Below are 23,640 nucleotides of genomic sequence, written 5' to 3'. Positions count from 1 at the left end.
CGCCACCACGTCAACATGCTGGGCTGCTACTTCCTCCAACTACCCGCTATGCCCAGCGGATTGTCCCCTCCCCCTCGTCATGAGTCACACGACGTCAGGCCGTGGACCGGCCGTTGGCGAGGTACTCCTCGGAGGGCATCGAGTCCCATTCGGTATACGCGCCGTCGCGCGTCACCATGAACAACGGGCGCGATCGGAGGACCTGTCCGACCAGTTGCCCGCGGATGATGACCCCGGGATCACCCGGTGCCGCGTAGCCCTCGGGCGTGTAGCGAAGGAGCGCGTTCGTCGCCTCGGCGTACGCGATGGCGTCGTTCTCCAGCTCCGCCAGGTCTCTCCCGACCAACCGGAGTCCGTCGTACGTGACTTGGGGACCATGCACGGCGTCGGCAGCGATGCAGAACAGCCCCACGGCCTGGCTCACATAGGCCGCGACGGCAGGCGGAGAAGGAGCCGCCGCCCCGCGGCGGTGGACCTCGACCTTTCGAGTCGGCGAGAAGATCGCGTGGTCCCGTACACCATCGCCGACCTTCGTCCGGCCGAACACCCCAGCCGCCTCGACCACTTCGTCGACGGTCATGCCGAACCGGAGCGGTCCGGCGCCGACAGTCGGCACATAGAACCACTCGTCCCGATCGGCGACTTCGCCATCGGCTTCGGTCTTGAACGCCATCGTCGCTCCCCTGGAGACATCTGAGAACCTGCCGCCGCTCATCATGTCAATCACCAACGGGCTGCCGGGTGGTGACCTGGTTCGAGGTGGCGTGGAGGGAGCCGAGCAGGGCGAGGGCCTGGGCACTGGGGGTGCCGGGTTCGGGTTGGTAGATGACCAGTTGCTGGCCCGGAGCGTCGCGTACGTCGAAGGCTTGGTAGGTGAGCGTCAGGGGTCCGACGTCCGGGTGAAGGAAGTGCTTGGCGTCCTGGGTCTTGCCACGCACGGCGTGTGTGGTCCACAAGTGGGTGAAGTCCGCGCTGTGTTCGGTGAGGGCGCGGACCAGTTCCCGGAGCCGTGGGTTGTCCGGGTCGAGACCGGCCGCTTGACGCAGGTGGCTCACGGTGGCCTGCGCTGTGTGACTCCACCTGGTGTAGAACTGTCGGCCCGCTGGGTCGAGGAAGACCATGCGGGCCAGATTGTCCGCCTTCGCGAAGGGTGAGTGCAGGGCCACAGCCAGAGCGTTGCCCGCCAGGATGTCCAGGGTCCGATTGATGACGTACGCCGGGGCGCCCGGGTAGCCGTCCATCAACTGGCGGAGGGCGGGACTGACCTGGTCCGTGGTGTGGGTGAACTGGTTGCTCGGCACTGTCCCGGCCAGTTGGTGCAGGTGTGCGTGGGCGTCGGGGTCCAGTCGCAGAGCGCGGCCGAGTGCGTCGAGGACCTGGGCCGAAGGGTGGCGCTCGCGGCCCTGTTCCAGGCGGGTGTAGTAGTCCGCGTTCACCCCGGCCAGGACGGCCACCTCTTCCCGGCGCAGCCCGGTGACCCTTCGCACGCCGTAGCTCGCCATGCCGACGTCCTGCGGCCGCAGTCCCGCCCTGCGTGCGCGCAGGAACTCTCCCAGGTGGTTGTTGTCGGTCATGTTCTCAGGCTAGGGCGCAGGGGCGGTGTGCTGCCTGGATGTGGTGCACCCAGGCAACACACGTCCTGGTCGGCGCTCTCCCGCCTGTCCAGACTCGGTCGGGCAACGCGGATCCGCAACGGAGTGCTCCACCACGAGCACCTCGTCCTCTACCGAGAGGAACAACAGGCATGACAGACACAGTCAAGGTCGTGGCGGTCACCGGAGCGAGCAGCGGGATCGGCGAGGCGACCGCCCGCCGACTCGCCGCAGACGGCCACCACCTGCTGCTGGGAGCGCGGCGCACCGATCGTCTCGAGGCGCTGACCAAGGAGATCACCACCGCGGGCGGCACCGCGGCGTTCCAGCGGTTGGACGTCACGGACGCCGCCGATGTCCGGGCCTTCGTGTCCGCCGCCCGCGAGCGCTACGGCCGGGTGGACGTGGTCGTCAACAACGCCGGGGTGATGCCGCTCTCGCCGCTGGAGGCGCTGAGGACCGACGAGTGGGACCGGATGATCGACGTGAACGTACGGGGAGTCCTGCACGGTATCGCCGCCGCCCTGCCCGCGATGCGAGAACAGGGCGGCGGGCACTTCGTGAACATCGCCTCCGTCGGCGCGTACGAGGTCTCCCCCACCGCCGCGGTCTACTGCGCCACCAAGTTCGCCGTCCGCGCGATCTCCGAAGGACTGCGCCAGGAGTCCACCGGGAACATCCGGATCACCCTCGTCTCCCCGGGCGTGACCGAGTCCGAACTCGCCGACAGCATCTCGGACTTCGCTGCCAGGGAGGCCATGAAGACCTACCGCGCCGTGGCACTGCCCGCCTCCGCCATCGCGGAGGCCATCGCCTACGCCATCTCCCAGCCGTCGCAGGTCGACGTCAACGAAATCGTCGTCCGCCCCGCCGCAAGCGCCCAGTAGACCCGCGGCAGAGCCCAGACTTCACCGCCACTCATCGCGGAAGTCGACCGGAGATGCGACGCCGGACGACGGACGGACATCGGCACCGAGCACCTGCTCTGCAGTGGCGGCATCGAACGGCCGCTACTACCGGGCCGGTTGGGCGTCGGTCGGCCCGCGCGGCTTCCGTGGACGCCGCGCGGGCGCCGATGCCCATCGCAGCGGGCGCGCTCTCGCGTCGAGGCGGGTCGCCCGGGAGCGGATGTTGGTCCCGGTGACATGCGGCCGTGCGACCAGTGGGTGTGCCACGTAGGCTGCGCCCGTCGAAGGCAGGTCCCGGGGAGGGAGAGGCAGGTCGTGGCAGTGGGGGTACGGCGTCGGTGGTGGCTGCCCAGCGTGCGGGGGCTCGTGATCGTGGCGGTGACGCTTGCCGTCGTCATGGGTGGAGGCTGGCTGGCCAAGCCGATGTGGCAGCCCTGGTGGTATGCCAGGACGCTGTGCGGGGGCAACCTGTCGGGCGGCGACCTCGCCGAACTGCTGCCGAACGAACGACTGCGGCCCGCCGAGGACACCTTCGGCACCGGGCACAGCCCGCTGAGATGCGGGGTGGACAAGAACGACGGTCGGCACTTCGTCCTCGATATCGAGGCACAGACCGACACGGGCAAGCGGCTGGGCCCGCTGGACATGGAGTTCACCATCCCGACCGACCCCGACTTCGCCTATCCCAGGTCCGTCCCCGGCTTCTACGGCAAGTTCGGCCCCGTGATCATCCAGGAGTGCCCGAAACTCGGCCGTGACTCCGAGGGCCGCAAGCCGCGCCTCGTCACCACCGTGAACACCACCGCAGTGGAGAACGACCCCTCACCCCAGACCCTGCGCACCGCCGTGCGGATCGCCAATGCCGCCAACACCGAGATCGGCTGCGGGGCCGACCCGCTGCCACTGCCGGACCACGTCGAACCCACCCGGAAGCTGTCCCTGAGCCAGGCGAAGAACACCATGTGCGGCTGGCTGGCCCACGGCACACTGCCCAGGAGCCCGTCCGGCAAGGCATGGCAGGTCGCCGCGCCCACCAACGAGCGGGCCACGATCACCAGTTGCTCGCTGATCGACTCCGGCACCGGCGAGTACGCCGTGAACCTCACGGGCTGGTACGGAGACTGGACCGACAAGCCCTTCGAGACACTGCTCGCCGCCAACATGCAGATCCCGAAGGGACACAGCCCCCACGACGCGCTGCTCGGCGACAACTTCGCCCGCGCCAAAGCCCGATGTGCCCGGGAGTCCGCCAACTTCCTCGCCAACAGCTCCACCCGGAACTCCTCCCGACCGGCGCTGCCGATGAGCGACGTGCGGTTCCTCCTCAACAAGTTCACGGCGGACCAGACCGAGCGCCGCGACTGCACCCACCCGGAACTTCCCGACACCACCGTCCACCCACGCCCACACCGATGACCCCCGCACCTTCAGGGATGCTCGGTCTTGCCGAGGCACACATCACCGGGGAGAGGGCTCCAGGTCGCCGACCCGCAGTGCCACCAGATCTCCGTACGCGGCCAGGTAGGGCTGCAAGTCGGTGACAGGGTGGCCGTTCCTGGCTGACGGTGAGGGTCAGTTCACTCGCCTCACCAGGCATGCTGGGCCGAGGGCTCGCATACCGACAGGAGGCTGTCGGCGGTGTCGAAGTCGTCCACGCTCGCAAGGCGCTGTGGGACCGCCCATCAGCACGGGCCAGCGCCCAAGCCGCAACTTGAGGGCGCCGTCGTCAGTCGCCGCCGCTCATGGCGACTGTCGACGGCGCCCCCACAGCAGGGCGCGGCTTCTTCGACGTACCCTGCTTGCCACCGGCCCCATCCAAAACCGGTGGTTCCTGTACCCGTTCACCGATCTGGCACAGGAGCTACTGACCCGCAGCGGCTGGGCGGCATGGTAGGGACGCCCTTCATGTCCCCGGACCCGGGGTGGCGGGGTCCGGGCAGCCTAACCCAGCCTGGGAGGGACGACGCGGGGGCGGCGTTCGGTGTCCTGGCTGCGGCTGTCCCTTTACGCAGCCTCGAGCGCCGCCCCCGCTGTCCTGTGACACCTGCCCTCATGCGCAGGTGTGGCGTGGGCCACATGCCCACCGGCGTGTGGCGGCCGACTGCGGTTCTCAGAGGCGTGAAGAACTGTGGTGCTCCAGGCCCCGGAGGGTGTCTCCGTGGTCATCGGCCCAGCGGAGCTGGTCGACGACCCACAGACGACGGCCTTCGTCGATAGGCGCCAGGCGGCTGCCTCGGCCGTCGAGCGTGCTGTGCCGGTCGCCACTGTGGTGGTGCCGGTTCCCGTGGTGACTGTGTCGGTCGCTGTGGTGGTCACCAGCGGTCCGGACAGCGGATGCGGCGCCCGAGTGGCTGCTGCTCGGGTACGTCGCCGCCGCGGCGGAACCACCGGTGGCCAGTAGCCCGGCTGCCACGACGACAGTGGAAGCGATCGCGAGTGTCGCCCGGCGCACAATCCTGCTTGTCACGATTCCTTCTCCTTGCTCGCATGATGCGAGAGGGCAGCTTCGCCCGCCCTCGGACACTGGAAACAGTAGCCCTAGTTAGTTGAAGGGTGAACTATTACGGTGGTGAGGTCCGTCACGCGGCACCAGTCCGTGGCATCGCTACCCCGGTGGGAAAGAGCTCGACAGGCTCATCGGCCACCATCCACAGGCCGCCCATCACGTAGCCGGCGAGGTCATCGGTGACGCGGAGCGGCGCCTGGACATCCGGGATCTTCACAGTGAGCCCGCTGATGGTCAGAGGGCGGTCGTAGACTCGCGCGCCGTGGAAGAGATCTTCAGGCTCGGAGAGATCAGCTGTCCGTCGGGGACGCTGGTCGTTGTTGACGCCGGTCATCTGGGGTTGTGGAGCGGAGAGCGGTCGCCAGCGGAGATCAACCCTGCTCTGCTTGGTGTCGAGGACGCGGCGATGGCTGCCGAAGTGGTCGGCTCAGTCGACTTTGCCGTGGTCGGCAAGGATGCTTCGGCAGCGGCCCGTAGCTTCGACCGGCAGCCGGGCGTCATGCTCCACGACGTCCCTGCCTCCCGGACAGCGGAGCTTGTGACGATGTTCGAAGAGCACTGTCAAACCGCGGGCTTGAACGCTCGGTTGGAGGCGTTGCCGAACCGCGAACCACATGCCCAGCGCGTGCGCCGCACCGCCTCCGAAGGCGGCGGCGGTTTCCTGCTGTTCGGGGTGCCAGTCGTCGTGGTGGGCGGGGTGCCCTGCGACCGGCATCTGCCGGTGCTGGCTTCGCGGGCCGACTTCGGCGACGGCGTGGGGCCGCGCTGGTCCGAGATATCGGTTCGGATGAGCGAGGCACCGGTGGAGTCATCCGTGCCGCTGGGCGACATCGGTGTCGACTGGGCTCGTGTGCTCTTCGGCGATGCCGACGCCCTCAACGTCTGGCAGCATGACGAGCCCGTGGACGGCTTGGCCGATGTCGCGTTCTGGGGAGCTGCCGCGGACGAAGCCGCCGCGACGTTCGGGGCACCGGAGTTGGGCGAACCCGGCGAGGAAGGTGTCCGCGGGTGGACTGGGCTGACTGTGGTGGAGGCGATGGAGAAGGCTCTGGCCGTGCAGAGCTGGAAGGAGGCGACCGGGCGCCGCATGATGGTGGACTTCCGGCCGCATTCCCATCACTGGCAGGTCATGCGGCAGGTTCGTGCCTCTGAAGTCGAGGCCGGAACGGTGGATATCGGCAACGCCCGACTGCTGTGCGCGATGACGAGTTGGGGCGACGGCTACTTCCCCGTGTCGGCCGACCTGGATGCGTCGGGCGCTGTGGTAGCGGTGCGGGTGAGCTTCTCCGACGCGATGGAGTAGCCGTTGTGCCTGTGCGGAGGTTCGGGCCTTGAGGGGTGTTGACTGACGATACTTGGCCTGGGCGAGACGAGGGCGGCGTGGGCTGTCTGAAGGCACGATCCCGTCAACCTGATCGCCGCCTGACTGCGGCGGCTACCGCGCATGAGAACAGGGCCTCCTGGCAGCTCGGGCGTCTCCACCAACAAGCTGTCCAGGAGGCCCTGCTGGCTTCTCTGGACCCTCTGGTTCGTCAGTCGATGGAGAGCTCGCCCATCGCGCTCCAGCCGTCCGCTCCCTCGATGGTGGTGCTCACGATGTCGGGGGTGTGGCGCAGCAGGGGGCGCATCGCTTCGAGGCCGGCGCGGAAGTGGTCGGAATTGACGTGCGCCTCGCCGGTGCCGTCCCGGAAGGCCTCGACGAGGACGTAGGTGTGGGGGTCCTCGAGGCTGCGGGACCACTCGAACCACAGGTTGCCGGGTTCGGCGCGGGTGGCCTGGGTGAAGGCTTCGACGTGCTTCGGCCACTCTTCGGCGTGCTCGGGCTTTACGGGGAACTTGACGACGATGAAGATCATCCGTCGATGATAGGTCACCCCGGCTGATTTGCCGCGAGATGGGGCATACCTCAGGGGCGGCTGGACCGGCACGCGTGGGGTTGGCGGCCGGGATACTCACCCGTGGGAGGTCCCGGCCATGTCGACCGTTCCCGAAGCAGACCGTTCTTCGAGAATGGCCGGAGCACCAGGGCTGTCCTCGTAGAGCCACTGAGGAATTCTGCCGCCTGATCACATGAATCGGAGTGGCCGAGGAACTCCTGGACCTCCCAACTGCCGTGCATCTGAATCACCTTACGAACCCGTCGTCCGCAAACTCTCACACGCAACTGGCCATGATGGCAGCGCAGACATAGGGCCCCCGATGATCACAGAGCATCGCCGCGCCACGACCGCGAGACCTATGTCTGTCTCTTTGCCGACCAGCCTCACCTGCCCGCGATCTGCGCGACTTCTAAGCCTTGATCGGTGCGGCCGACCTGGCGGCCTGCTCGATCTTCGCGCAGTAGGCCGCACGGGCTTCCTCGTCGATCTGCTTCTCATGTTCGGCGCGCAACCCGGTCCGGCCGTCGAGGCCCTCGCGCAGGATATCGGCGTGCCCGGCGTGCCGGACGGACTCGCCAAGGACATGGATCATGACAGCGAACAGGTTCGTGTCGGCATAAGGCTCCGGCCACCACGGCACATGGCCTGAAGCGTCGAGGGGAAGCTCGTTGATCGTCGCGTCCGAGTGTTCCCACGTGCGCCGGTAGAACCCGATGATCTGATCGCGGGTCTCGTCCTCGGTCGCCCACAGATCACTGCCGTCGGAGTCCTGCCACCGGGGCAACGGTTCCGGGGAAGGGCGGCCGAAGACCTCGCCGAAGTACCTGGCCTCGACGCTGGCCACGTGCTTGACCAGGCCGAGGAGGTTGGTCCCGGTCGCAGTCAAAGGCCGACGGGCGTCGTATTCGGACAAGCCGTCAAGTTTCCAGAGCAGCGCCTCGCGATCCCGCCGCAGTCTCCCGTGCAGGTTGTCCTTCGCGAAATCATCGATCATGCGGCTTGAGCCTGCCATGCGCTGCTCGTGGTCTCAAGCTCTCGTACCTGGACCGCGACGACCGGCAGGGCCAAGGCCTGGCGATGGCCACCACCCTGACCCGCGCTGATCGGACCGTCAGCCGCCCATCAGTGCGAAGACCCCCCAGCCGAGGTACTCACGCTGGTATCGCGTGTAGCGGGCGGGATCGGTGGTGAGCTCGGCCCGTACCTCAGCGGCCAGCTCGTCATCGGGATTCCCATCGAGCCAGCGGCGGAGGTTGAGCCACTGTGCCGCCTGATACCGGTCCCAACTGTCCTGATCGGCCAGCACCATTTCTACGACGTCGTACCCGAGGTCGCCGAACTGCTCGATCAGCTCCGGCAGCGCCAGGAAGTCGTCCTTGCTGCCGGCGAGGCAGGCTCTGGCGGTTTCCTGGTCCGGCACTTCCTGACGCCAGTACGGCTCGCCGATCAGCATCAGGCCGCCGGGGCAGAGACTTCTGCCCAGCAGCTCGATGGTGCCGGCCACCCCGCTTCCGATCCAGGTGGCACCGACGCACGCCGCGAGATCGACCGGCTCGTTCGAGACATAGCCGCAGGCGTCGCCGTGCACGAAGGTGACCTGATCGGTGACACCGAGCTCGGCGGCGCGGGCGCGGGCCTTCTCGGTGAACACCGTGCTGATGTCCACCCCGGTGCCGGTGACGCGGTGATCACGGGCCCAGGTGCACAACATCTCGCCCGATCCACTGGCGAGGTCGAGCACGCGGGTCCCGGGCGCCAGGTGCAACGCCTGGCCCAGAGCGGCGAGCTTGCCAGGAGTGAACGGGTTGTGGATGCGGTGGCTACTTTCGCGAATGGTGAAGATGCGTGGAAGATCCACGAGAGGTGTTCCTTAGGTTTGATGAGGTCACGGCGTTTACGAAGGACAGTCGACCGGAGTCGGCCGCCGCTGCTCGGACCGTCATCAAACACACCTCGTTCTGAACGTATGAACCTTGAACCGGCAAATGTAGACCTTCGAGATTGGCATCTCCACCGATTTCACCGGCACTTCGAGCGGGGCGCGTGGAGGTGGCCCTGGGATCACCGCAACGTCACGCAGCACGACGATGTCGTCCGGCGTCCGGAAGCGGGCTGTGGAGGCGGGGACAGACCGCGGGCTTCCAGGAGAGGACGGACATCCTTCACCGCACAACTGATGGTCATCGCGGTGGTGTTGAAGAGCTGACCGAGAAGCTCCTGAAGAGCATTGACCGTGTTCGGGAACGCGGTTGTCAGCCGGGCGGCTGCTCTCTGACCATGGCGGGAGGAACCGTTGTCGGCGATCCAGAACACGCGATTGGCGCTGGCGTAGGGCGCGGCTCATGACCTGGGTGACCAGTTCATGAATGGGGCGATGCCCCGCGCGCAGGACCACCTGGGCGCGCACCCGTAGCCGGTGTTCGGTCCTGTGGCCGTAGGCCATCTTCTTCAACCGCTCACGTTCAACGGCGCTGGGGGCTGTCGGACAGGCCGGGGGCAACGGGCGTGGCAGACCGATCATCAAGTGGATCAAGAACAGACCCAGCCTGCCCCGCCCCGTTCCCCGGCGGGCCCGCCGCGCCGCAGCGGGCACCGGTCAGGCAGGATGACCGCCATGCCCACACCACCGCCCTCCACCCACAGGTGCAGAGCAGCGGTGTCACGGATGAGGGCCGGGGCCATCGCTGGCGAGACGACAGGAGACACGATGAAGCGCATCGGGATCATCGGCGTCGGCGAAATCGGCCGCGCAATCGTGGACGGCCTGTGTGACGGCGTCGAGGAGCCGCCGGAGATCTACCTCTCACCACGAGGAGCCCGCACAGCCGCCGGACTGTCCCAGCAGTATCCGAACGTACGGGTGTGCACCGACAACCAAGGCGTGGTGAACCACTGCGAGTTGGTGATCCTCGCCGTCCGGCCCCAGGACCGTGCCGAGGCCCTCGCCGGGCTCCGGGTCGGCGGCGACAAGGTCGTGGTCAGCGTCCTGACCGGCGTCGCCATCAGCGAACTGCGCCACACGCTCGGCACCGACGCCCCCGTGGTGCGCGCCATTCCGCTGCCCTCCGCGCGCGAGCGCCTGTCCGTCACCGTGACCTGCCCCTCCCACCCGGCCGTGGACGACCTCTTCGGCGACCTCGGTGGGACGCTCCCCGTCGCGGACGAAGCGACCCTCAACGTCTTCCAGACTTTGACTGCCACGCTGACCACTCACTACTGGTACCTGGCCACGCTCACCGCCTGGGCTGCCCGGCAGGGTATTCCCGCCGAGGAGGCGGACCGGTACATCCGCGGCCTCTTCCAGGCCGTCGGGCGTGCCTTGGGCGACGAGACCCGCTCCTTGCACCAGCTCGCGGCCGACCACGAGACACCGAGAGGAGCCAACGAACGCATCCGCACCACGTGGTTCGACACAGCCAACTCCGACGCTCTGGAGAAGGCACTTGACGCACTTCTCTCCGACCTCAGGTAGTCGAGTAGGTGGACGGAGACGGGCAGCCAGCGATGCGCTGCGGCCGCTGCACGTGACCTCCGCAGACGGCCCCGGACTTCTATCCGTGACACCGCACAGTATGCGGACACCTTCCTGCCCACCTGCGCCTTCGCCAGCTCGTCCGAGGACGCCCTAGTACTGCAACGGTGTCTTTCGTGACGGGTGGTTGGCTTCTGGTGGTGTGTGGCCGCGTTGTTTGTAGTGGCTGGTGCGGGCTTGGTGTTGTCTTCTTCGGCGCCAGGTCGACCAGTGGAGGATGTGGTCGATGGGGGTGGGACTTCGGTCGGTGAGGCGGTGGATCAGGCGTCTGATCTCGGCAAGGCTGAGGTGGATGAGCTGGGAGGATCCGTTTCTGCTTTCCCCGCGTCGAGCTGGCGGGCACGCAGGACGGTCAGGCAGGCGTGGGCGGCCATGGCGAGGGTGATGTGGCGGTGCCAGCCGGGGTAGCGGCGGACCTGGTAGTCGTTCAGGCCGCACTCCTGCTTCGCGGTCTGGAAGCATTCCTCGATCGCCCAGCGGCTGCCGGCGACTTGGATGAGCTCGTCCAGTGTGGTGTCGGCGGGGCAGTAGGCGATGTAGTAGGAGAGCTCTTGGGGGCGGGCGACGCTGCGGCGGGCGATCACCCAGTGTCGGCGGTCGGGTCGGTGCCAGGGGCGGACTTCCACGCGTGCCCAGTCGTAGACGCGGGGCCCGTGGGCGCCTTGGCCGCATGAGCGGCGTTTCCATTTCTGCCGGGGCAGGCCGGGGAAGAGTTCGCTCACGGGGTGGTCGATGGCCCAGCGGGTGACGACCGTGTCGTGGCGGGTGGTGGCCATGACGTGGAAGACGTCGGCTTGTTCCAGCTCGGAGCGCCAGCCCTTGCTGTAGCCGTAGCCGGCATCCGCGGTCACCCAGCGGAACGGGATCTTGTCGGTGATCGCCCGGCGGACCATCGCCTTGGCCATGGCCACCTTGGTTGCGAATCCGACCTCGTCGTGGACGCCGGCGCGGCGGCACCGCGCACGGTCGTCCGTCCAGGAGGCGGGCAGATACAGACGACGGTCGATAAGCGTGCGTCCGAGCGGGGCCGCATAGGCCAGGAAGACTCCGATCTGGCAATTTTCAGTGCGTCCCGCAGTGCCGGAGTACTGCCGTTGCACCCCGGCCGAACTGGTGCCCTTCTTCAGGAAACCGGTGTCGTCCACGATCAGGACGGCACCAGGGTCGCCGAGCTGCTCGACCACGTACTCGCGCACATCGTCCAGGACTTCGTCGGCGTCCCACTCGATCCGGTTCAGCAGCCGGTGGATGCGGTCCGGGCTTGCGTGGCCGGCCTCCTCGGCCAGTGTCCAGCCGTTCTTCCGCTGCAACGGGGCTATGAGCCCTCGCATATAGGCAAGAGCCGACTCACGCGGCTCCGACCTGCTGAAGCGGTGCAGAAACCGTCCCTGCACCGCACCCAGCTCGCCGACCCACGACCTGATCTCAGCAAAATCCCCACCCATGACACGATCAACGATCGACGTGTCCACCCGTCACGACAAACACCGTTGCAGTACTAGGAGCGTGTCCCAGTAAAGGGCAATCGACTGGGTGATCGTGGTGGTGGGATCGGTCGTGGTCGCTCGGTGTGTGCCTGCCGGGGCGGGACGGCTCTGGTCCTGTCGGCCTGGGAATCGGCCTGAAGGGGGCCGGTGTGCCCGGCGGGGTCAGCCGATCGCGGCGGCGAGGCCGTTGGTTCCGGCGTGTCGGAAGATCTTGCGGAGGTTGTGACAGGCGGCCAGCAGTCGCCACTCGCCGCGGGCCCCGTCCTCGCCGCGCAGGAGCAGCTGGCGGCCGCCCTGGCAGGTCATGATCTGACCGAAGACGGGTTCAACGATGGCCTTGCGGCGGCTGTAGGCGGCCCGGCCGGGTTTGGTCCGCAGCTTGCGGGCCATGCGCTCCTTCAAGGTGGCGTCCTTGGGGATGCGTCCGCGGGGTGCGGGCGGCACCTGCTCGTCGTGGCCGAGTCGGCCGGTGGCCATGAAGGTGTCGGTGCCACAGGTGAGTTGGCGGTCCCTGGCGGCCTCGAGGTTGGCCTCGGAGCAGTAGCCGGCATCGACAAGGGCCTGCTTGGGGTGGGTGCCGGTGTTGTGCGCGGACTGGCCGAGCATCGAGGTGTAGTTCAGCGCGTCCGAGGCGTTGGTCGTCACATCGGCGGCGGTGATGACCTGATGTTCCTCGTCGACGACGGCCTGGGCGTTGTAAGCCTGGATGTAGGCGCCGTCGCTGTTCTTCATGATCCGCGAGGCGGGGTCGGTGAAGTTGGCCTGCGCCTTGGGCTTGGGCCGGGCCTTGCCGGCGGCCTTCTCACCGGCGTCGGCCACGGCCTGCTCATCGCTGGTCTCGGCGCGCTCTTGGCGGCGGCGCTCCTTGTCCTCAGCGTGAGCGCGGGCCTTCTGGGCGGCCTCGGCCTCGATCTGCGCGCGGGCGGCCTGTAGTTTGGCCAGGCGCTTCTCACGCCGGTCCAGCTCGGCGGGCAGGTCCACCTGCTTGCCATCGGGGCCGAAGGACTGGTCCTCGCCGGTGTCGGTGGCCTCCGCCTCCTCCAGCAGGGATGCGGCCTTGGCCTCCAGGGCGGCGATCTCGACCTCGATCCGCTCTTCCTTGTCGACCAGGCGGCCGTAGCTCATCGCTTTGTGCTTGGAGGCGTTCGCTTCGAGCTTGGTGCCGTCCAGCGCGACGCGGCCCATCTTGACCATGCCGAGCTTCATGGCGAGGTGCAGCGACTGGGTGAACAGCCCGGCCAGGGCGTCCAGGTGGCGGCGGCGGAACCGGGCGATCGAGCGGAAGTCCGGGGCCTGGTCGGCGGCCAGGAACCGGAACCCGACGTCGTCGACGCACCTGCGCTCGATCGCCCGTGAAGAGCGCACGCCGGTGGTGTAGCCGTAGATCAGCAGTCGCACCATCAGCCGTGGATCGTAGGGCGGGTAGCCGCGCTTTTCGGTGTAGTCGGTCAGGACCGGCGACAGGTCGAGTACCTCGTCGACCAGGTCGGCGACGAACCGGGCCAGGTGGCCCTCCGGCAGCCAGTCGTCCAGCGACGGCGGCAGCAGGACCTGATGCGGATCGAACGCCCGGAACCGCTTGTCCCCTCCCGCCGGACGAGCCTGCGGCTGCTTCCTTTCGCCCGGCTCGACCTCGAACAGCCCATCGCCACTACGCACACCGAGATCATCTCGCACGTGATCAACCCGGGGTCACGCTGCTGCCCGCCGGGCGGTTGAGCGTGGATATGCCCCACAGTTCGGCGACGCGACCGTCGTGTACCCGGAAGATCTCCATCATCGAGGGCAGAGGCTGGTCATCGACGCCTGCGCCACCCAAAACACCATGCAGGGTCGTGCGAACCGCCACCTTGTCCGCATCCACGACCATGTCCTCGACGACGACCTGGATGTCCGGGAACGTGGCGTGAAGCCCGCTCCATGCCTTCACGACGCTGTCGACGCCGACAGTGCCAGCGGATGACTCACGAAGTCGGCGGAGAAGACCGTCTCTGCTGCGGCGAGGTCACGAGCGTTGAACGCCTCGTACATGCGCTGAGCAACGGCCCTTGCGTCGTGCGTCATATCACTCCCCAGTCGTTGGCGACCTCAGCAGTGAACCACGCGCTCGGCTCACCCAGGCCACCAGCGGCCAAGGCGTCGTCCCCCTCGGCCAAAGCCGAGCCGATCACCGGGTGACATGATGCGTCATCCACCCACGAAGCCGAGGAGGATGCCGTGCTGCACCTGCTGTTGCTCCACTACACGGGTTCGGAGCAGGCCGCGGAACCCTTCATCAAGGACCACGTCGCCTACCTGAAGAGGCACCACCGCGACGGAACGTTCCTGGTCTCCGGCCAGACCGATCCCACCTCGAACGGCGGCGCCATCGTCGCCCACAGCGTCGACCGCTCCACGATCGAACAGGTCACGGCGCAGGACCCGTTCGTCACCAACAGCGTCGCGAAGTACACCATCACGACCATCATCCCCGGACGAGTACACCCCGACCTCGCAAGCATGCTCAAGCCAGCCCACTGACCCACGGCACCACCCGAGGGCCGAAGAATCGCTGCGCTTACTGACCCATGCTCCTAGCCCGCTCCTGCAGCTTCCGCTCAGCGTCCTGACGCACCGACACGCATGATCCCGGCTCCGGAGTCAGCCCCGAAGGACTTCCGGAGCCGGTCCCCGACCTGGGCCAGGTCGGTGAAGTCGTTGGGCGAGACGACCTTGCGCTGCACGACGGAGAAGTAGATCTCCGCCTGGTTCAACCAGGAGGCGTGTACCGGGGTGTGGACCATGACGGCGTTTGAGGAAGCGGCGGTCAGCCGGTCGGCGGCCTTCTGCCCGCGGTGGGAGGAGCCGTTGTCCACGATCCAGAACACTCGCTTGGCGCTGGCGTACGGCTCGGTGCTCATAACCTGGGCGGCCAGGTTCATGAATGGGTCGATGCCGGTCCTGGGCTCGGTGCGGCCGAACACCTTCACACAGTGGACGTCGTAGGCGGCCAGGTAGGCCAGCGCACCTCCGCGGCCGTAGGTGTGGTTCACGCGCATCGCGCGGGCCTGGCCGGGGGCGAGGGTGGGGTGGCATCGGCCACGTGCACGCCGACCCGCTCGGCGATCCGCGCGTTCGGCAGTCCGCGGGCCGCGTGCAGCACGATCTGCGCGCGCACCCGAAGCCGGTGCTCGGTCTTGTGGCCCAAGGCTGCCTTCTTCAGTCGGTGCCGCTCGGTGGCGGTCGGGGATATCGGGCGGGCGGCGGCAACGGGCATGCCAGGCAAGCTGACTTCGGGATCCGACTCGATAGCCTCGCAGGTCAGACAAGTCCTCGTCGCTGAGACTGAGAGCGTTCGCCGCGAGGTTCTCCTTCAGGTGATCGAGTGAACCGGTGCCCGGAATCGCCAGCACCGACGGCGAGGTCGCCAGCAGCGAGGCGATCTGGACCTGTGCAGTGGTCGCGCCCAGGCGCACTGCGACCTTGCCGAGCCGTTCGTCGTCGAGCGGGCTGACGCCACCGCCGAGCGGGAAGTACGGCACGTACGCGATGCCCGCTTCCTCGCATTCCGACAGCAGCCCCATGTCAACGGTGTGCCGGTTCTGCACCGCCACGACGGGCGCGATCGCCCGGGCCTCGGCGAACTGGGCAGCGTCGACGTTACTGACGCCCAGATGCCGAATCAGCCCCTGCGCCCGGAGCTCGGCCAGCACCGCGAACCGTTCGGCGATCGACTCGCCACCCAGCCCGCTCATCCCGCCCACCCGCAGATAGACCAGGTCGAGCCGGTCCAGCCCGAGGGAGCGCAGATCCGCCTCGACCAGGCCGCGCAACTGATCAGGCGTCGCCTGCTCGCTCGGCACACCGTTCGGACCAGGCAGCGGCCCGACCTTCGTCGCGATCACCAGACCATCACGGTAGGGGGTCAGCGCTGTACGGATCAGCTCGTTGGCCCGCACCGCTCCCCTGCCGTAGAAGCCGGCCGTGTCGATGTGGTTCACACCCCGCTCCACGGCACGCCGGAGCACCTCGATACCGGTCTCAGGGGCTCGCACCGGGCCGTCGAAGGTGCCCATCGCCAGGCGCATAGCGCCGAAGCCGAGCCGATTGATGGTCAGGTCTCCACCGAGGGAGAAAGTCTTGATCGTCATGGGGCTCATGGTGTCCGCCGTCACGACGCCCAGCGAGCTCGTGGCAGCTTGCTGCCAGACTGGCGGGATGCGGAGCGAAGAGGTGTTTTCAGTCCGAGGGGACGCGGAGTTGATCGCACGTGCTGGTCATCTCTTCGAGTCCGCGCAGACCGAGTTCCTGTGCGCCGCCCGGGACCTCAAGACCTGGTCGCAACCGGAGGCCAGGGCCGCGATCCGGAACAGGATGCGCGCTACGGATTCCTCGGACTTCACCTCCCGCAAGCTGCTCAGCCCGGTCGCGCTCGCCGACGAGGAGGCCCGCGCGCACCTGCGGCTGGTCCAGCGCAAGGGCGCTCTCGTTCGGATCAGCGGCTCTCCGCTGCCGCACGAGACCATCCTCATCGACCGGCGAGTGATGATCCTCGCCGGCCGGGAGACCCCCACCGGCCGCGAGTACACCGTGACGACGTCGCAGACCCTGGTCGACGGCGTCCACTCACTGATCCGGGCGATCTGGGACACCGCCCTCGATCCCGACACCTATCTGCGAAGCAACGTCCCCCACCTCGATGCCGACGGCCGGATGACCCTCGAAGCCCTCGGCTCGGGACTCACCGACGAATCGGCGGCCAAACGGCTCGGCGTCTCGCTACGCACCTACCGGCGGCGCGTGGCCGCGCTGATGGCCAATCTCGAGGCCGACTCCCGCTTCCAGGCCGGGCTGCGTGCGGGCGAGCTGGGACTACCCGGCTCAAGGCCGTAGTGAAGGCAACCCTTCAGCGGTCTGCACCCCTTGAGCACCTCAGGACACGCAACCAAACCGTCGCGTCAACCCCCGAAGCACTTCTGGAGCCGACCACTTAGCAGGGGGTACGCCGTCGATCCAGTTGACGGTCGGCCACCGGCTGCCTTCCCATGTCCCGGCGTTCGCCCGGTAGTCGGGGCCGGCCCGCGCCGCGCCGCGGGGGTGCCCTGGGCCAGGTCCCGCATCCGGCGGTTGATGCGCGTGGGAGCGGGCAGTTGGGCGATATCGGCGGTCAGTTGCTCGGTGGGCGTCGCGGCGAGCGTGATCTTGCGCAGGTCGGCCGCGGTGAGATGTAAGCGCATCATGCCAACAGGTCCTGGCCTGGCCTGGTCCTTTTACTGATCGTTTCAGAATGAGATGGCCCAGGGGCGCGACGTCACCATGCGGAGGAGGGAAGTCATAGGACGTCCTCCCAGATGTCGCCACCGTCAGCCCAGGTCCAAAGCCATTTTCGTAGTGAGGCGGTTGCATGGCGCAGGCCGTCGTGAGGGCTGGCGCCAAAGGTGTAGCCGTCGGTGTCGTAGAGAAGCACCGGGTTGTCGACCGCGGCCAAGGAGACATGCCACTCCATGGTGCAGCCGCCGTAGGTGAGGAAGAGCCATGACGGCGGCATGCCTTCTGACAGGTTGCGTTCGTGGATGCTGACTGCGCATGGCCAGTCGCGCAAGTGTCTTGGAGCCCGATTGCTGTCGGTCAGGGAGGCAAGTCCGCCATCGGGTCCAAATCCTCCGTCAGCGACCTCGGTGTAGACACGCCGAAGCAGTTCGGGAAGACGGCGTCCGATTCCGCCCTCTGCCTTCTCGAACTCTGACGGGGAGATCGGGGGGAACAACGGCCCGCGAGGAGCGTCAGCGTAGTAGGCAGTCACCTCGTCGATCCCGGCCTTGAGCTGAATCGTCCCGTCACTGCCGTACGACACTGTGTTGTCTCGAACCTGCTCCAGCCGTGGCTTGCCATAACGCTCGATGATCCACTCAACAGGGACGTCCGCACGGTCGAATCGCAGGCCCGGATCCCATGCGCGAGCCTGCAGTGCTTTGATCAACGCGTCGTCGTCGGCTTCTTCGGCCCCCGGCTCAGAACTGGGCTCTCGGCTGAGTGGCGCAGGAGTGCCGTGAAGAGGAAGGGTCACGCGTCAGAAGCCTACTGCTGTGCTTCGGCTGACCTCAGAAGTCGGCGGAGGCAGATGATTGCGCAGGCGAGTTCGAGCAGGCCCCGGATGGATGGCACCGCGTCGAGCAGCGGCAGGAGCTGGGTGACATCATGTCGCTTGCCGCCGGTGAGTGTGACGGCGAGCGGGGTCCCGTGACGGTCGACGATCAGGTGATGTTTGGAGCCGGGGCGGGCCCGGTCGACGGGCGAGGCACCGACGTGGTCAAGACGGGGGGTGACCAACACACCGCGATGGTCAACGATGCGGGCATAACGGCAATCGCCTGCGGTAAGACCCGTACTGGCGCCGATCTCGGATGCACTACGCGGTACTGACTCTCTTTCCGGCGTTCCGGTGGCACCTCGTCAGGCGGCTGACGCCCCAGCACGTCTCCGGCGGGGACGCCTCCAGGTGGGCGGAGCGCGCCGTGCGGGCGCTGTCCGGCCGGCAGCACGTCCTGGTGCGTGAGCGTTCAAGAAGGTCGGCACGCCGACGAAGACGCTGCTCTCGGGCTGATTCATCCGGCCGCCGCTGACCTCATGGCGGCATTCCGTCGGATCTTGTGACCGCAGATCGCGAAGCCAGGAGAACCCGCGGACGGACGACTTGTGGACGAGCACCTGCAGCAGGCCCGGCCCCGTCCGGGGCGATGCGCACCAGCAGTTACCTACGCACGCCGTACCGCGACCGACCCCTCTGGCACGCGCTGCCGACGATTCCGCCCGACGAAGTGAACCGAAGAAGTCAATCAAGCCAACTCCGGTTCCACCACCACTTCCCCACTCAGGGACGGCACCTCGATCCGGTCCCAATGGACGGTGACCTTGACCGCGTCCCCAAGGTCTCCAGCGAACATACGGTGGGACAGGGTCGTGGTCTCGTCCTCTGCCTCCTCATCCGCCTCGAAGTCGTAGCCCACCGGCTCCTCGGGCCCGGTGAACGTGATGTCCGGGTAGCCCGTGATCGAGATCGCGAGGAACGGATGCAAGTCGATCGAGTCGGTCTGCTTGCCCTGCTGGTAGACGTCCAGGGTCAGGCGGGCGCCATACCAGCAGAGCAGGTACAGGTTGATCTCCTCGGCAAGTTCCGCGGCCAGATCACGCTGCACATCCTCAAGGCTGCCTCGCACGTAGTGGGTGTCCTTCGTGGCTCCCCCAGGAAGGACACCAAAGGCCAAGCCGTAGAAGCTGCGCGGCATGCACATGGCCCGGACCACACGCCCTCCGCACCTCAACACCAACTCTACGGTGCCCGCAGGATCGTTCGCGGGCAAGGCCATGGTTGCTGCGCACGGAGTGCAAACCACCGTGTAGCGACAGCGCATGCGCCGCTTCTGGGCCGTTCTTCAGACCAACGGCAGGACCGCTTCCCTCCCAAGGGCGGTTTGGCACAGCCGAACCGTCGATGCAGGCATGGCCGCGCCTCCACCGCCCCATAATCACTGTGCACAACCAGCCCTACACAAAGGGTAATTGGAGGGCACGTGTTCCACACCACGAAGCAACGCTTGACGGCGTGCGCCACCGCTGCCGTTCTCTTCGGTACCGGCGCCGCCCTGGCCGGGAACCTGACCACGGCACCAGCACAGGCCGCGGCCAAGGCACCTGTCTCGCGGGCACAGACCGTCGTCGGACCCACCAGCGATTCCGGTCAGATTTCGGTGGCCTACTGCCCAAGCGGCATGAAGGTCCTCAACGGTGGCTACAACTCGATCACCTTCAGCGAATCCTACGGCGGAGAGCCCTACGACGCCGTCCGCATGAACGCCCCGACGATGGACGGCAAAGGCTGGTTCGCGAACCTGTTGACCGGCAAGATCCAGGCACGCGCGGTGTGCGTGCCTGACGCTGAGGCGCCGCGGGTCGCCGTAGGTCCGACCAGTGGCGAGCACTCCGACTCGGACGCACGCTGTCCGGCCGGAACCAACGTGATCGGCGGCGGCTTCGTCGCGCAGACCTGGCGCAGGAACAACCTCGGCGAATCCCAGGACGATGTGACGGCCAACGCTCCCATCGCGGACGGCAAGGGCTGGTACGCCAGGCAATTCGGCGCAAAGGTGCAGGCACGGGCCTTGTGCAGCTGAGTCCCCCGGCGGGGGATTCTTCACTTCCCGTCGGTGTCGGCGGGAAGTGAAGCACCTTTGTCCGCTGGCTCTTCGGCCGGGGTGCGGTAGCGACCCATGCTGGTCATAGTCAGCACGGCTCCGATCGGAGCTGGGAGCCCGTAGGCCAGCGGGAAGCTGTCCTTTACCAGGTTGAACAGGAGAAACAGGCCGACCAGACCGGTGATGAGCACGCGGCGTCGGATGATGTGCCGCGCAAATTGGATCCGCGTTGCCAGGGGCTGGCCGGATCGCAGAAGTAGGCCGGGACATCGGTCGCGATGGTGAACTCGCGGTGGCGGCCCATCTCGCTGTCCTGATCCCAGGTCAGCGACCGTTTCAGGCGTGCAGGCAGTGTCTGAACGGTTTCCGCCAAGGCCTCGCGGACCACTTCGGTAGCCCGTCCGTTCGGCAGGTGCACCAGCAGCACGTAGCGGGTGGAGCGTTCGACGAGGGTTCCGATGGAGGAGGCGCCGTTCTTGCCGATGACCAGGTCGCCTTCCCCGTGGCCGGGCACTGCCCGGTCCTCGGCTTCGGCGGGACGCTCGCTGATCATCACCATGGGGTCGCGGCAGGCCTTGCACCCGCATTTCCCCGTAGGAAGCGGGGCGTCTCTCCTTGGACCGCCAACGCAGCGCCGGACGCCCCGAGTTGCGGGCGGTCAGCTCGTGATCAGGCTTAGCACAGGCCGCGGGGCAAGAACCTCCGTTATGCGGGGGCGGACTTGAGGGTCTTCTCGGCGCTGTCCCGTGTCAGGAAGACCAGTTGGGCACGCTTGTGGTCCAGGTCGACCTGTGGGCCGGGCTCGAAGCCGCTGCGCAGGAGCCGGGCTATCGACTTGTCGTTGCGGATGTCGGGCTCGGCGACGATCCGGCGCACGCTCGGGTCGGTCAGAACGAAGGAGAGGAACGCTCCGATCAGGGCCCCGGTGTAGCCGTGCCGCCGACCGGCCGGGCTGGGAGCGATCAGCAGGTGGATGCCGAGGTCGCCGTCCTGCACGTCGTAGTGCTCGCCGAGCGGGTCGTGCTCGGGCTGGTAGGTCTGGAAGAGCGCGGCGGGCAGGTCGTCGTGAAAGGCCAGGTAGGCGTGGTGAGTGGTGAGGGAGTCCACGAAGCCGTAGATGTCCTGGACCTGCTGGCGCGTGTGGCCGGTCATGCCCCAGAAACGTGCCCGTTCCTCAGTGACCCAGCGATGCACCACGTCGGCGTCGCCTGCGGGATCCAGCACCCGGATCCGGACGGTGCCGAACCCCGGGACGTCTTGTTCGTACGTGCCGTCGGTACCGCCGTGGCGGGCGGCGGGCTCGCTGGTGGTGCGCTCGTCAGTTGTCACTCTGCTCCTTGGTCAGTCGGGTCCAGTCAGTGACCACGGGGGCCAGTTCGCCATGGAGCCACCGCGGTAGCTGGTCACGGTGGTGGGGGTGTCCGGGACGGCCGTCGGCTCCGAACGGCACGATCCAGCGGCTGTTGTCTCGGTCCGCCAGGTCCCAGACGTAGCGGGCCGCGGAGGCGCGGGCGCTCAGGTCGGTGACGCCCGGCACACTGGAGGTGGCCAACACGCAGTCGTGGTCGCCGGACAGGCTCGGTCCGGGCTCCGAGGCGTCGGCGGGCAGGGCCGCCCATGGGGCCAGGCGGTGACGCTCGCCCCAGGTCTGCCCGGTAGGACCGGAGGCCGCCACCTCTTCGGCGGCGGCGCGCAGCAGGGCGGCCCGGTCGTGTCCGGGCAGCAGCTCGGTGTCGAGCAGGTACTCCAGCGCGTAGCCGATGCGGGCGGTGGCCGAGAGCCACGGCGCGAAGAGGGCCGGAAGGCCGGTGGGCTCGGCCAGGGCTGCCAGGTCCGGTGCGGCGGCGATCCCGCGGACCACGGCCGAGCGCAGTTCGGCGAATCGGGCGGCGTGCGCCGAGTCGGCGGCCATCCGCCGGTCCCAGTCCTGGAGTTGACGGCGCAGCGTCTGCGCCGCGGGGCTGAGCCCATCGAGTCCGGCCAGTTCGTCGAGCAGGCGCCCGGCGGAGGCCAGGTAGCTGTCGGTGTGCACGGCCGCAGTCGCCTCGACGGTCCAGGCGGTGGACCTGGCGAGCAGTGCGGTGATCCGTTCGGCCCGGTGCGGGGCGGCGAACTCGACGCCGAGCGGCTCGGCGAGGCCGCGCTCGTTGGCCATCACGGCGAAGCCCTCGACGTCGGCGCGGGGAAGTGACTGCCGCCAGCCCTGCCACTGGTGACCGAGTTCCCACGCGGGGACGGGACGGACCAGGTTGAGCGGGTCGCGGATCGGTACGGCGCCGGCCACCCGGTGCAGCAGGCCGCCGGAGGTGTCCGCGGCCAATACGACGTTGACCGGTTCCACCCAGTCGTCCAGGGCATGGTCCACGTCCGCCACCGTACGAGCGCGCAGCAGGGCGGGCAGAGCCTCGAAGCCGAGATCTCCGCGCACGCGGGGCGGGTAGCGCAGGCTGACTGCCGGTCGGGGGCTGTCGGGGGTGCCGATCACGATGGGGCCGCGGTCGGTCTCCACCACTTCGACGGTCTCGTCCGGGCCGCCTGCCACCTCTATGGTCTCGGTGTGCGTGTGGGCGAGCTGCCAGCCGTCGGGACCGAGCGCCTCCACGCCGGTGGGGGTACGGCGCAACTGTTCGCGGTAGAGGTCCTGGTAGTCGGCCATGGCGTTGGTGATGGCCCAGGCGACGGTGCCGGTGTGGCCGAAGTGTGCGATGCCGGGTACCCCCGGGACGGCCAGTCCGACCACGTCGAAGTCGGGGCAGGCGAGGTGGATCTGCTGGTAGATCCCAGGGTCCTCGATGAAGCGGTGCGGGTCGCCTGCGAGCAGGGCCGCGCCGGTCGCGGTGTGTTCGGGGGCCACCAGCCAGCCGTTGCTGCCGGATGCGGCGTAGCCGTCGGTGGCGAAGAGATGGACGGCCTGCTCGCCCAGCAGTTCGGCGACGCGTTCGCGCCACAGCTTGCTCGGGAAGCCGGCGAACAGGATGTGGTGAGAGAGCCAGACCGCCAGCGGGGTCCAGCTCTCCCACCGGTCCGGGGCCAGGCCGGTCGCGGCGAACTCAGGTGCCCGGTGTGCGGTTTCGCGCAGTCCGTCGTTGACTCCGGCGACGTAGCGGCGGACCCAGGTGGCGGTCTGCGGGTCGAGGCAGTCGAAGCAGCGGCGTGCGGTGTCGGCCAGCCGTGCCCGGCGGGCGAAGCGGTCCCATTCGAGGGCATCTGGCCCGAGGAACGCGGCGGAGGTGCCCTGGGCGCGGTGGCGTTCGACCTCCAGTTGCCAGGCCCGGTCGGTGGCGGCGTTGCGGCCCTGGGCGTGGACGAGTGCGAGTGGGTCGGCGGCCCGTAGGTGGGGGATGCCCCAGTCGTCACGGAAGACCTCGGCGGTCATGGTCGGTTCACCTCGGCGGTGGTGGTGTCGGCGGTGGGCAGCGGGCGGCGGTCGCCATCGGGGGTTCGATCTCCGGGTCGTCGATGACCCGGCGGGGCCAGCGGAACATCTGCCCGACCGGGTCGACTGTGATGACGTTGTTGCCCGGGTGCCCGGCGGTCGGCACCCTGCCCGTCCAGGAGCAGCAG

Annotated in this window: 25 protein-coding genes and 3 pseudogenes; 7 read left to right on the top strand and 21 right to left on the bottom strand. The window is 68.0% G+C overall.

Annotated elements, in window-relative coordinates; translation table 11 throughout:
• Nucleotides 1-94: 94 nt before the first annotated feature.
• Complete coding sequence (locus tag ACZ60T_RS28165; protein ID WP_469668418.1) at nucleotides 95-673, bottom strand: hypothetical protein; 579 nt, start codon at nucleotides 671-673, stop codon at nucleotides 95-97.
• A gap of 46 nt (nucleotides 674-719) precedes the next feature.
• Complete coding sequence (locus tag ACZ60T_RS28160; RefSeq protein WP_469668417.1) at nucleotides 720-1,574, bottom strand: helix-turn-helix transcriptional regulator; 855 nt, start codon at nucleotides 1,572-1,574, stop codon at nucleotides 720-722.
• 170 nt (nucleotides 1,575-1,744) lie between these two features.
• Here ACZ60T_RS28160 and ACZ60T_RS28155 point away from each other — a divergent pair, with 170 nt between their 5' ends.
• Both ACZ60T_RS28155 and ACZ60T_RS28150 read left to right on the top strand, forming a co-directional pair.
• Entirely contained in the window at nucleotides 1,745-2,479 is a 735-nt protein-coding gene (locus ACZ60T_RS28155; protein ID WP_469668415.1) for an SDR family oxidoreductase, read from the top strand.
• A 336-nt stretch (nucleotides 2,480-2,815) separates the two neighbouring features.
• Nucleotides 2,816-3,916, top strand: coding sequence for a hypothetical protein (locus tag ACZ60T_RS28150; RefSeq protein ID WP_469668414.1), 1,101 nt, complete (start codon nucleotides 2,816-2,818; stop codon nucleotides 3,914-3,916).
• Nucleotides 3,917-4,610: 694 nt separating this feature from the next.
• On the opposite strand, the gene ACZ60T_RS28145 is transcribed toward ACZ60T_RS28150, so the two are convergent.
• Both ACZ60T_RS28145 and ACZ60T_RS28140 read right to left on the bottom strand, forming a co-directional pair.
• Nucleotides 4,611-4,967, bottom strand: a complete 357-nt coding sequence (locus ACZ60T_RS28145) for a hypothetical protein (RefSeq protein ID WP_469668413.1) — start codon at nucleotides 4,965-4,967, stop codon at nucleotides 4,611-4,613.
• A 112-nt stretch (nucleotides 4,968-5,079) separates the two neighbouring features.
• Nucleotides 5,080-5,223, bottom strand: coding sequence for a hypothetical protein (locus tag ACZ60T_RS28140; RefSeq protein ID WP_469668412.1), 144 nt, complete (start codon nucleotides 5,221-5,223; stop codon nucleotides 5,080-5,082).
• 45 nt (nucleotides 5,224-5,268) lie between these two features.
• Between ACZ60T_RS28140 and ACZ60T_RS28135 the strand changes: the two genes are divergently transcribed.
• Nucleotides 5,269-6,309, top strand: a complete 1,041-nt coding sequence (locus tag ACZ60T_RS28135; protein WP_469668411.1) for a hypothetical protein — start codon at nucleotides 5,269-5,271, stop codon at nucleotides 6,307-6,309.
• Between the two features lie 229 nt (nucleotides 6,310-6,538).
• On the opposite strand, the gene ACZ60T_RS28130 is transcribed toward ACZ60T_RS28135, so the two are convergent.
• The 3 genes from ACZ60T_RS28130 to ACZ60T_RS28120 all read right to left on the bottom strand — a co-directional run bounded on the left by ACZ60T_RS28130 (nucleotide 6,539) and on the right by ACZ60T_RS28120 (nucleotide 8,744).
• Entirely contained in the window at nucleotides 6,539-6,862 is a 324-nt protein-coding gene (locus ACZ60T_RS28130) for a putative quinol monooxygenase (RefSeq protein WP_365625937.1), read from the bottom strand.
• Between the two features lie 433 nt (nucleotides 6,863-7,295).
• Nucleotides 7,296-7,880, bottom strand: coding sequence for a DinB family protein (locus ACZ60T_RS28125; RefSeq protein ID WP_469668410.1), 585 nt, complete (start codon nucleotides 7,878-7,880; stop codon nucleotides 7,296-7,298).
• A 117-nt stretch (nucleotides 7,881-7,997) separates the two neighbouring features.
• Nucleotides 7,998-8,744, bottom strand: coding sequence for an SAM-dependent methyltransferase (locus ACZ60T_RS28120; RefSeq protein WP_469668409.1), 747 nt, complete (start codon nucleotides 8,742-8,744; stop codon nucleotides 7,998-8,000).
• 849 nt (nucleotides 8,745-9,593) lie between these two features.
• On the opposite strand from ACZ60T_RS28120, the gene ACZ60T_RS28115 reads away from it, so the two are divergent.
• Entirely contained in the window at nucleotides 9,594-10,358 is a 765-nt protein-coding gene (locus tag ACZ60T_RS28115; protein ID WP_469668408.1) for an NAD(P)-binding domain-containing protein, read from the top strand.
• 320 nt (nucleotides 10,359-10,678) lie between these two features.
• On the opposite strand, the gene ACZ60T_RS28110 is transcribed toward ACZ60T_RS28115, so the two are convergent.
• The 4 genes from ACZ60T_RS28110 to ACZ60T_RS28095 all read right to left on the bottom strand — a co-directional run bounded on the left by ACZ60T_RS28110 (nucleotide 10,679) and on the right by ACZ60T_RS28095 (nucleotide 13,969).
• Nucleotides 10,679-11,863, bottom strand: coding sequence for an IS701 family transposase (locus tag ACZ60T_RS28110; protein WP_469668407.1), 1,185 nt, complete (start codon nucleotides 11,861-11,863; stop codon nucleotides 10,679-10,681).
• 204 nt (nucleotides 11,864-12,067) lie between these two features.
• Entirely contained in the window at nucleotides 12,068-13,546 is a 1,479-nt protein-coding gene (locus tag ACZ60T_RS28105) for an IS1182 family transposase (RefSeq protein ID WP_469668626.1), read from the bottom strand.
• A 40-nt stretch (nucleotides 13,547-13,586) separates the two neighbouring features.
• Nucleotides 13,587-13,835, bottom strand: a complete 249-nt coding sequence (locus ACZ60T_RS28100) for an ester cyclase (protein WP_469668406.1) — start codon at nucleotides 13,833-13,835, stop codon at nucleotides 13,587-13,589.
• Entirely contained in the window at nucleotides 13,832-13,969 is a 138-nt protein-coding gene (locus tag ACZ60T_RS28095) for a hypothetical protein (RefSeq protein ID WP_469668405.1), read from the bottom strand. Before ACZ60T_RS28095 ends, ACZ60T_RS28100 begins: the two co-directional genes overlap by 4 nt.
• A 153-nt stretch (nucleotides 13,970-14,122) precedes the next feature.
• Here ACZ60T_RS28095 and ACZ60T_RS28090 point away from each other — a divergent pair, with 153 nt between their 5' ends.
• Nucleotides 14,123-14,425 carry a YciI family protein gene (locus tag ACZ60T_RS28090; RefSeq protein ID WP_469668404.1) on the top strand — a complete coding sequence of 101 codons (303 nt, stop codon included), beginning with the start codon at nucleotides 14,123-14,125 and terminating at the stop codon, nucleotides 14,423-14,425.
• 77 nt (nucleotides 14,426-14,502) lie between these two features.
• On the opposite strand, the gene ACZ60T_RS28085 is transcribed toward ACZ60T_RS28090, so the two are convergent.
• Nucleotides 14,503-14,943, bottom strand: a complete 441-nt coding sequence (locus ACZ60T_RS28085) for a transposase (RefSeq protein ID WP_469668625.1) — start codon at nucleotides 14,941-14,943, stop codon at nucleotides 14,503-14,505.
• 252 nt (nucleotides 14,944-15,195) lie between these two features.
• Nucleotides 15,196-16,035: pseudogene (locus ACZ60T_RS28080) on the bottom strand (oxidoreductase); the annotation flags it as partial.
• A 67-nt stretch (nucleotides 16,036-16,102) separates the two neighbouring features.
• On the opposite strand from ACZ60T_RS28080, the gene ACZ60T_RS28075 reads away from it, so the two are divergent.
• On the top strand, nucleotides 16,103-16,777 hold the full coding sequence (locus tag ACZ60T_RS28075; RefSeq protein ID WP_469668403.1) for a DNA-binding response regulator: 675 nt from the start codon (nucleotides 16,103-16,105) through the stop codon (nucleotides 16,775-16,777).
• Nucleotides 16,778-16,842: 65 nt separating this feature from the next.
• On the opposite strand, the gene ACZ60T_RS28070 is transcribed toward ACZ60T_RS28075, so the two are convergent.
• The 4 genes and pseudogenes from ACZ60T_RS28070 to ACZ60T_RS28055 all read right to left on the bottom strand — a co-directional run bounded on the left by ACZ60T_RS28070 (nucleotide 16,843) and on the right by ACZ60T_RS28055 (nucleotide 19,188).
• Nucleotides 16,843-17,124 (bottom strand): hypothetical protein, encoded by a 282-nt coding sequence (locus ACZ60T_RS28070; RefSeq protein WP_469668402.1) that lies wholly within the window; start codon nucleotides 17,122-17,124, stop codon nucleotides 16,843-16,845.
• A 92-nt stretch (nucleotides 17,125-17,216) separates the two neighbouring features.
• Entirely contained in the window at nucleotides 17,217-17,951 is a 735-nt protein-coding gene (locus ACZ60T_RS28065) for an SMI1/KNR4 family protein (protein WP_469668401.1), read from the bottom strand.
• A gap of 80 nt (nucleotides 17,952-18,031) precedes the next feature.
• Nucleotides 18,032-18,241, bottom strand: a pseudogene (locus tag ACZ60T_RS28060) (transposase); the annotation flags it as partial.
• Between the two features lie 479 nt (nucleotides 18,242-18,720).
• On the bottom strand, nucleotides 18,721-19,188 hold the full coding sequence (locus tag ACZ60T_RS28055) for a hypothetical protein (RefSeq protein ID WP_469668400.1): 468 nt from the start codon (nucleotides 19,186-19,188) through the stop codon (nucleotides 18,721-18,723).
• Nucleotides 19,189-19,455: 267 nt separating this feature from the next.
• On the opposite strand from ACZ60T_RS28055, the gene ACZ60T_RS28050 reads away from it, so the two are divergent.
• A complete protein-coding gene (locus ACZ60T_RS28050; RefSeq protein WP_365625913.1) occupies nucleotides 19,456-20,055 on the top strand; it encodes a hypothetical protein in 600 nt (199 codons plus the stop codon).
• A gap of 238 nt (nucleotides 20,056-20,293) precedes the next feature.
• On the opposite strand, the pseudogene ACZ60T_RS28045 reads toward ACZ60T_RS28050, so the two are convergent.
• The 4 genes and pseudogenes from ACZ60T_RS28045 to ACZ60T_RS28030 all read right to left on the bottom strand — a co-directional run.
• A pseudogene (locus ACZ60T_RS28045) lies at nucleotides 20,294-20,641 on the bottom strand (IS30 family transposase); the annotation flags it as partial.
• 140 nt (nucleotides 20,642-20,781) lie between these two features.
• Nucleotides 20,782-21,405 (bottom strand): GNAT family N-acetyltransferase, encoded by a 624-nt coding sequence (locus ACZ60T_RS28040; RefSeq protein ID WP_469668398.1) that lies wholly within the window; start codon nucleotides 21,403-21,405, stop codon nucleotides 20,782-20,784.
• Nucleotides 21,395-23,452 (bottom strand): penicillin acylase family protein, encoded by a 2,058-nt coding sequence (locus tag ACZ60T_RS28035; protein ID WP_469668397.1) that lies wholly within the window; start codon nucleotides 23,450-23,452, stop codon nucleotides 21,395-21,397. Before ACZ60T_RS28035 ends, ACZ60T_RS28040 begins: the two co-directional genes overlap by 11 nt.
• Before the next feature lie 7 nt (nucleotides 23,453-23,459).
• Nucleotides 23,460-23,618, bottom strand: coding sequence for a hypothetical protein (locus tag ACZ60T_RS28030; protein ID WP_469668396.1), 159 nt, complete (start codon nucleotides 23,616-23,618; stop codon nucleotides 23,460-23,462).
• Between the last annotated feature and the right edge of the window lie 22 nt (nucleotides 23,619-23,640).

The sequence above is a fragment of the Streptomyces sp. NPDC104371 genome (genome assembly GCF_055583785.1).
The sequence above is the reverse complement of the archived record's forward strand: the minus strand, read 5'-3'. Positions and strand labels throughout refer to the sequence as shown.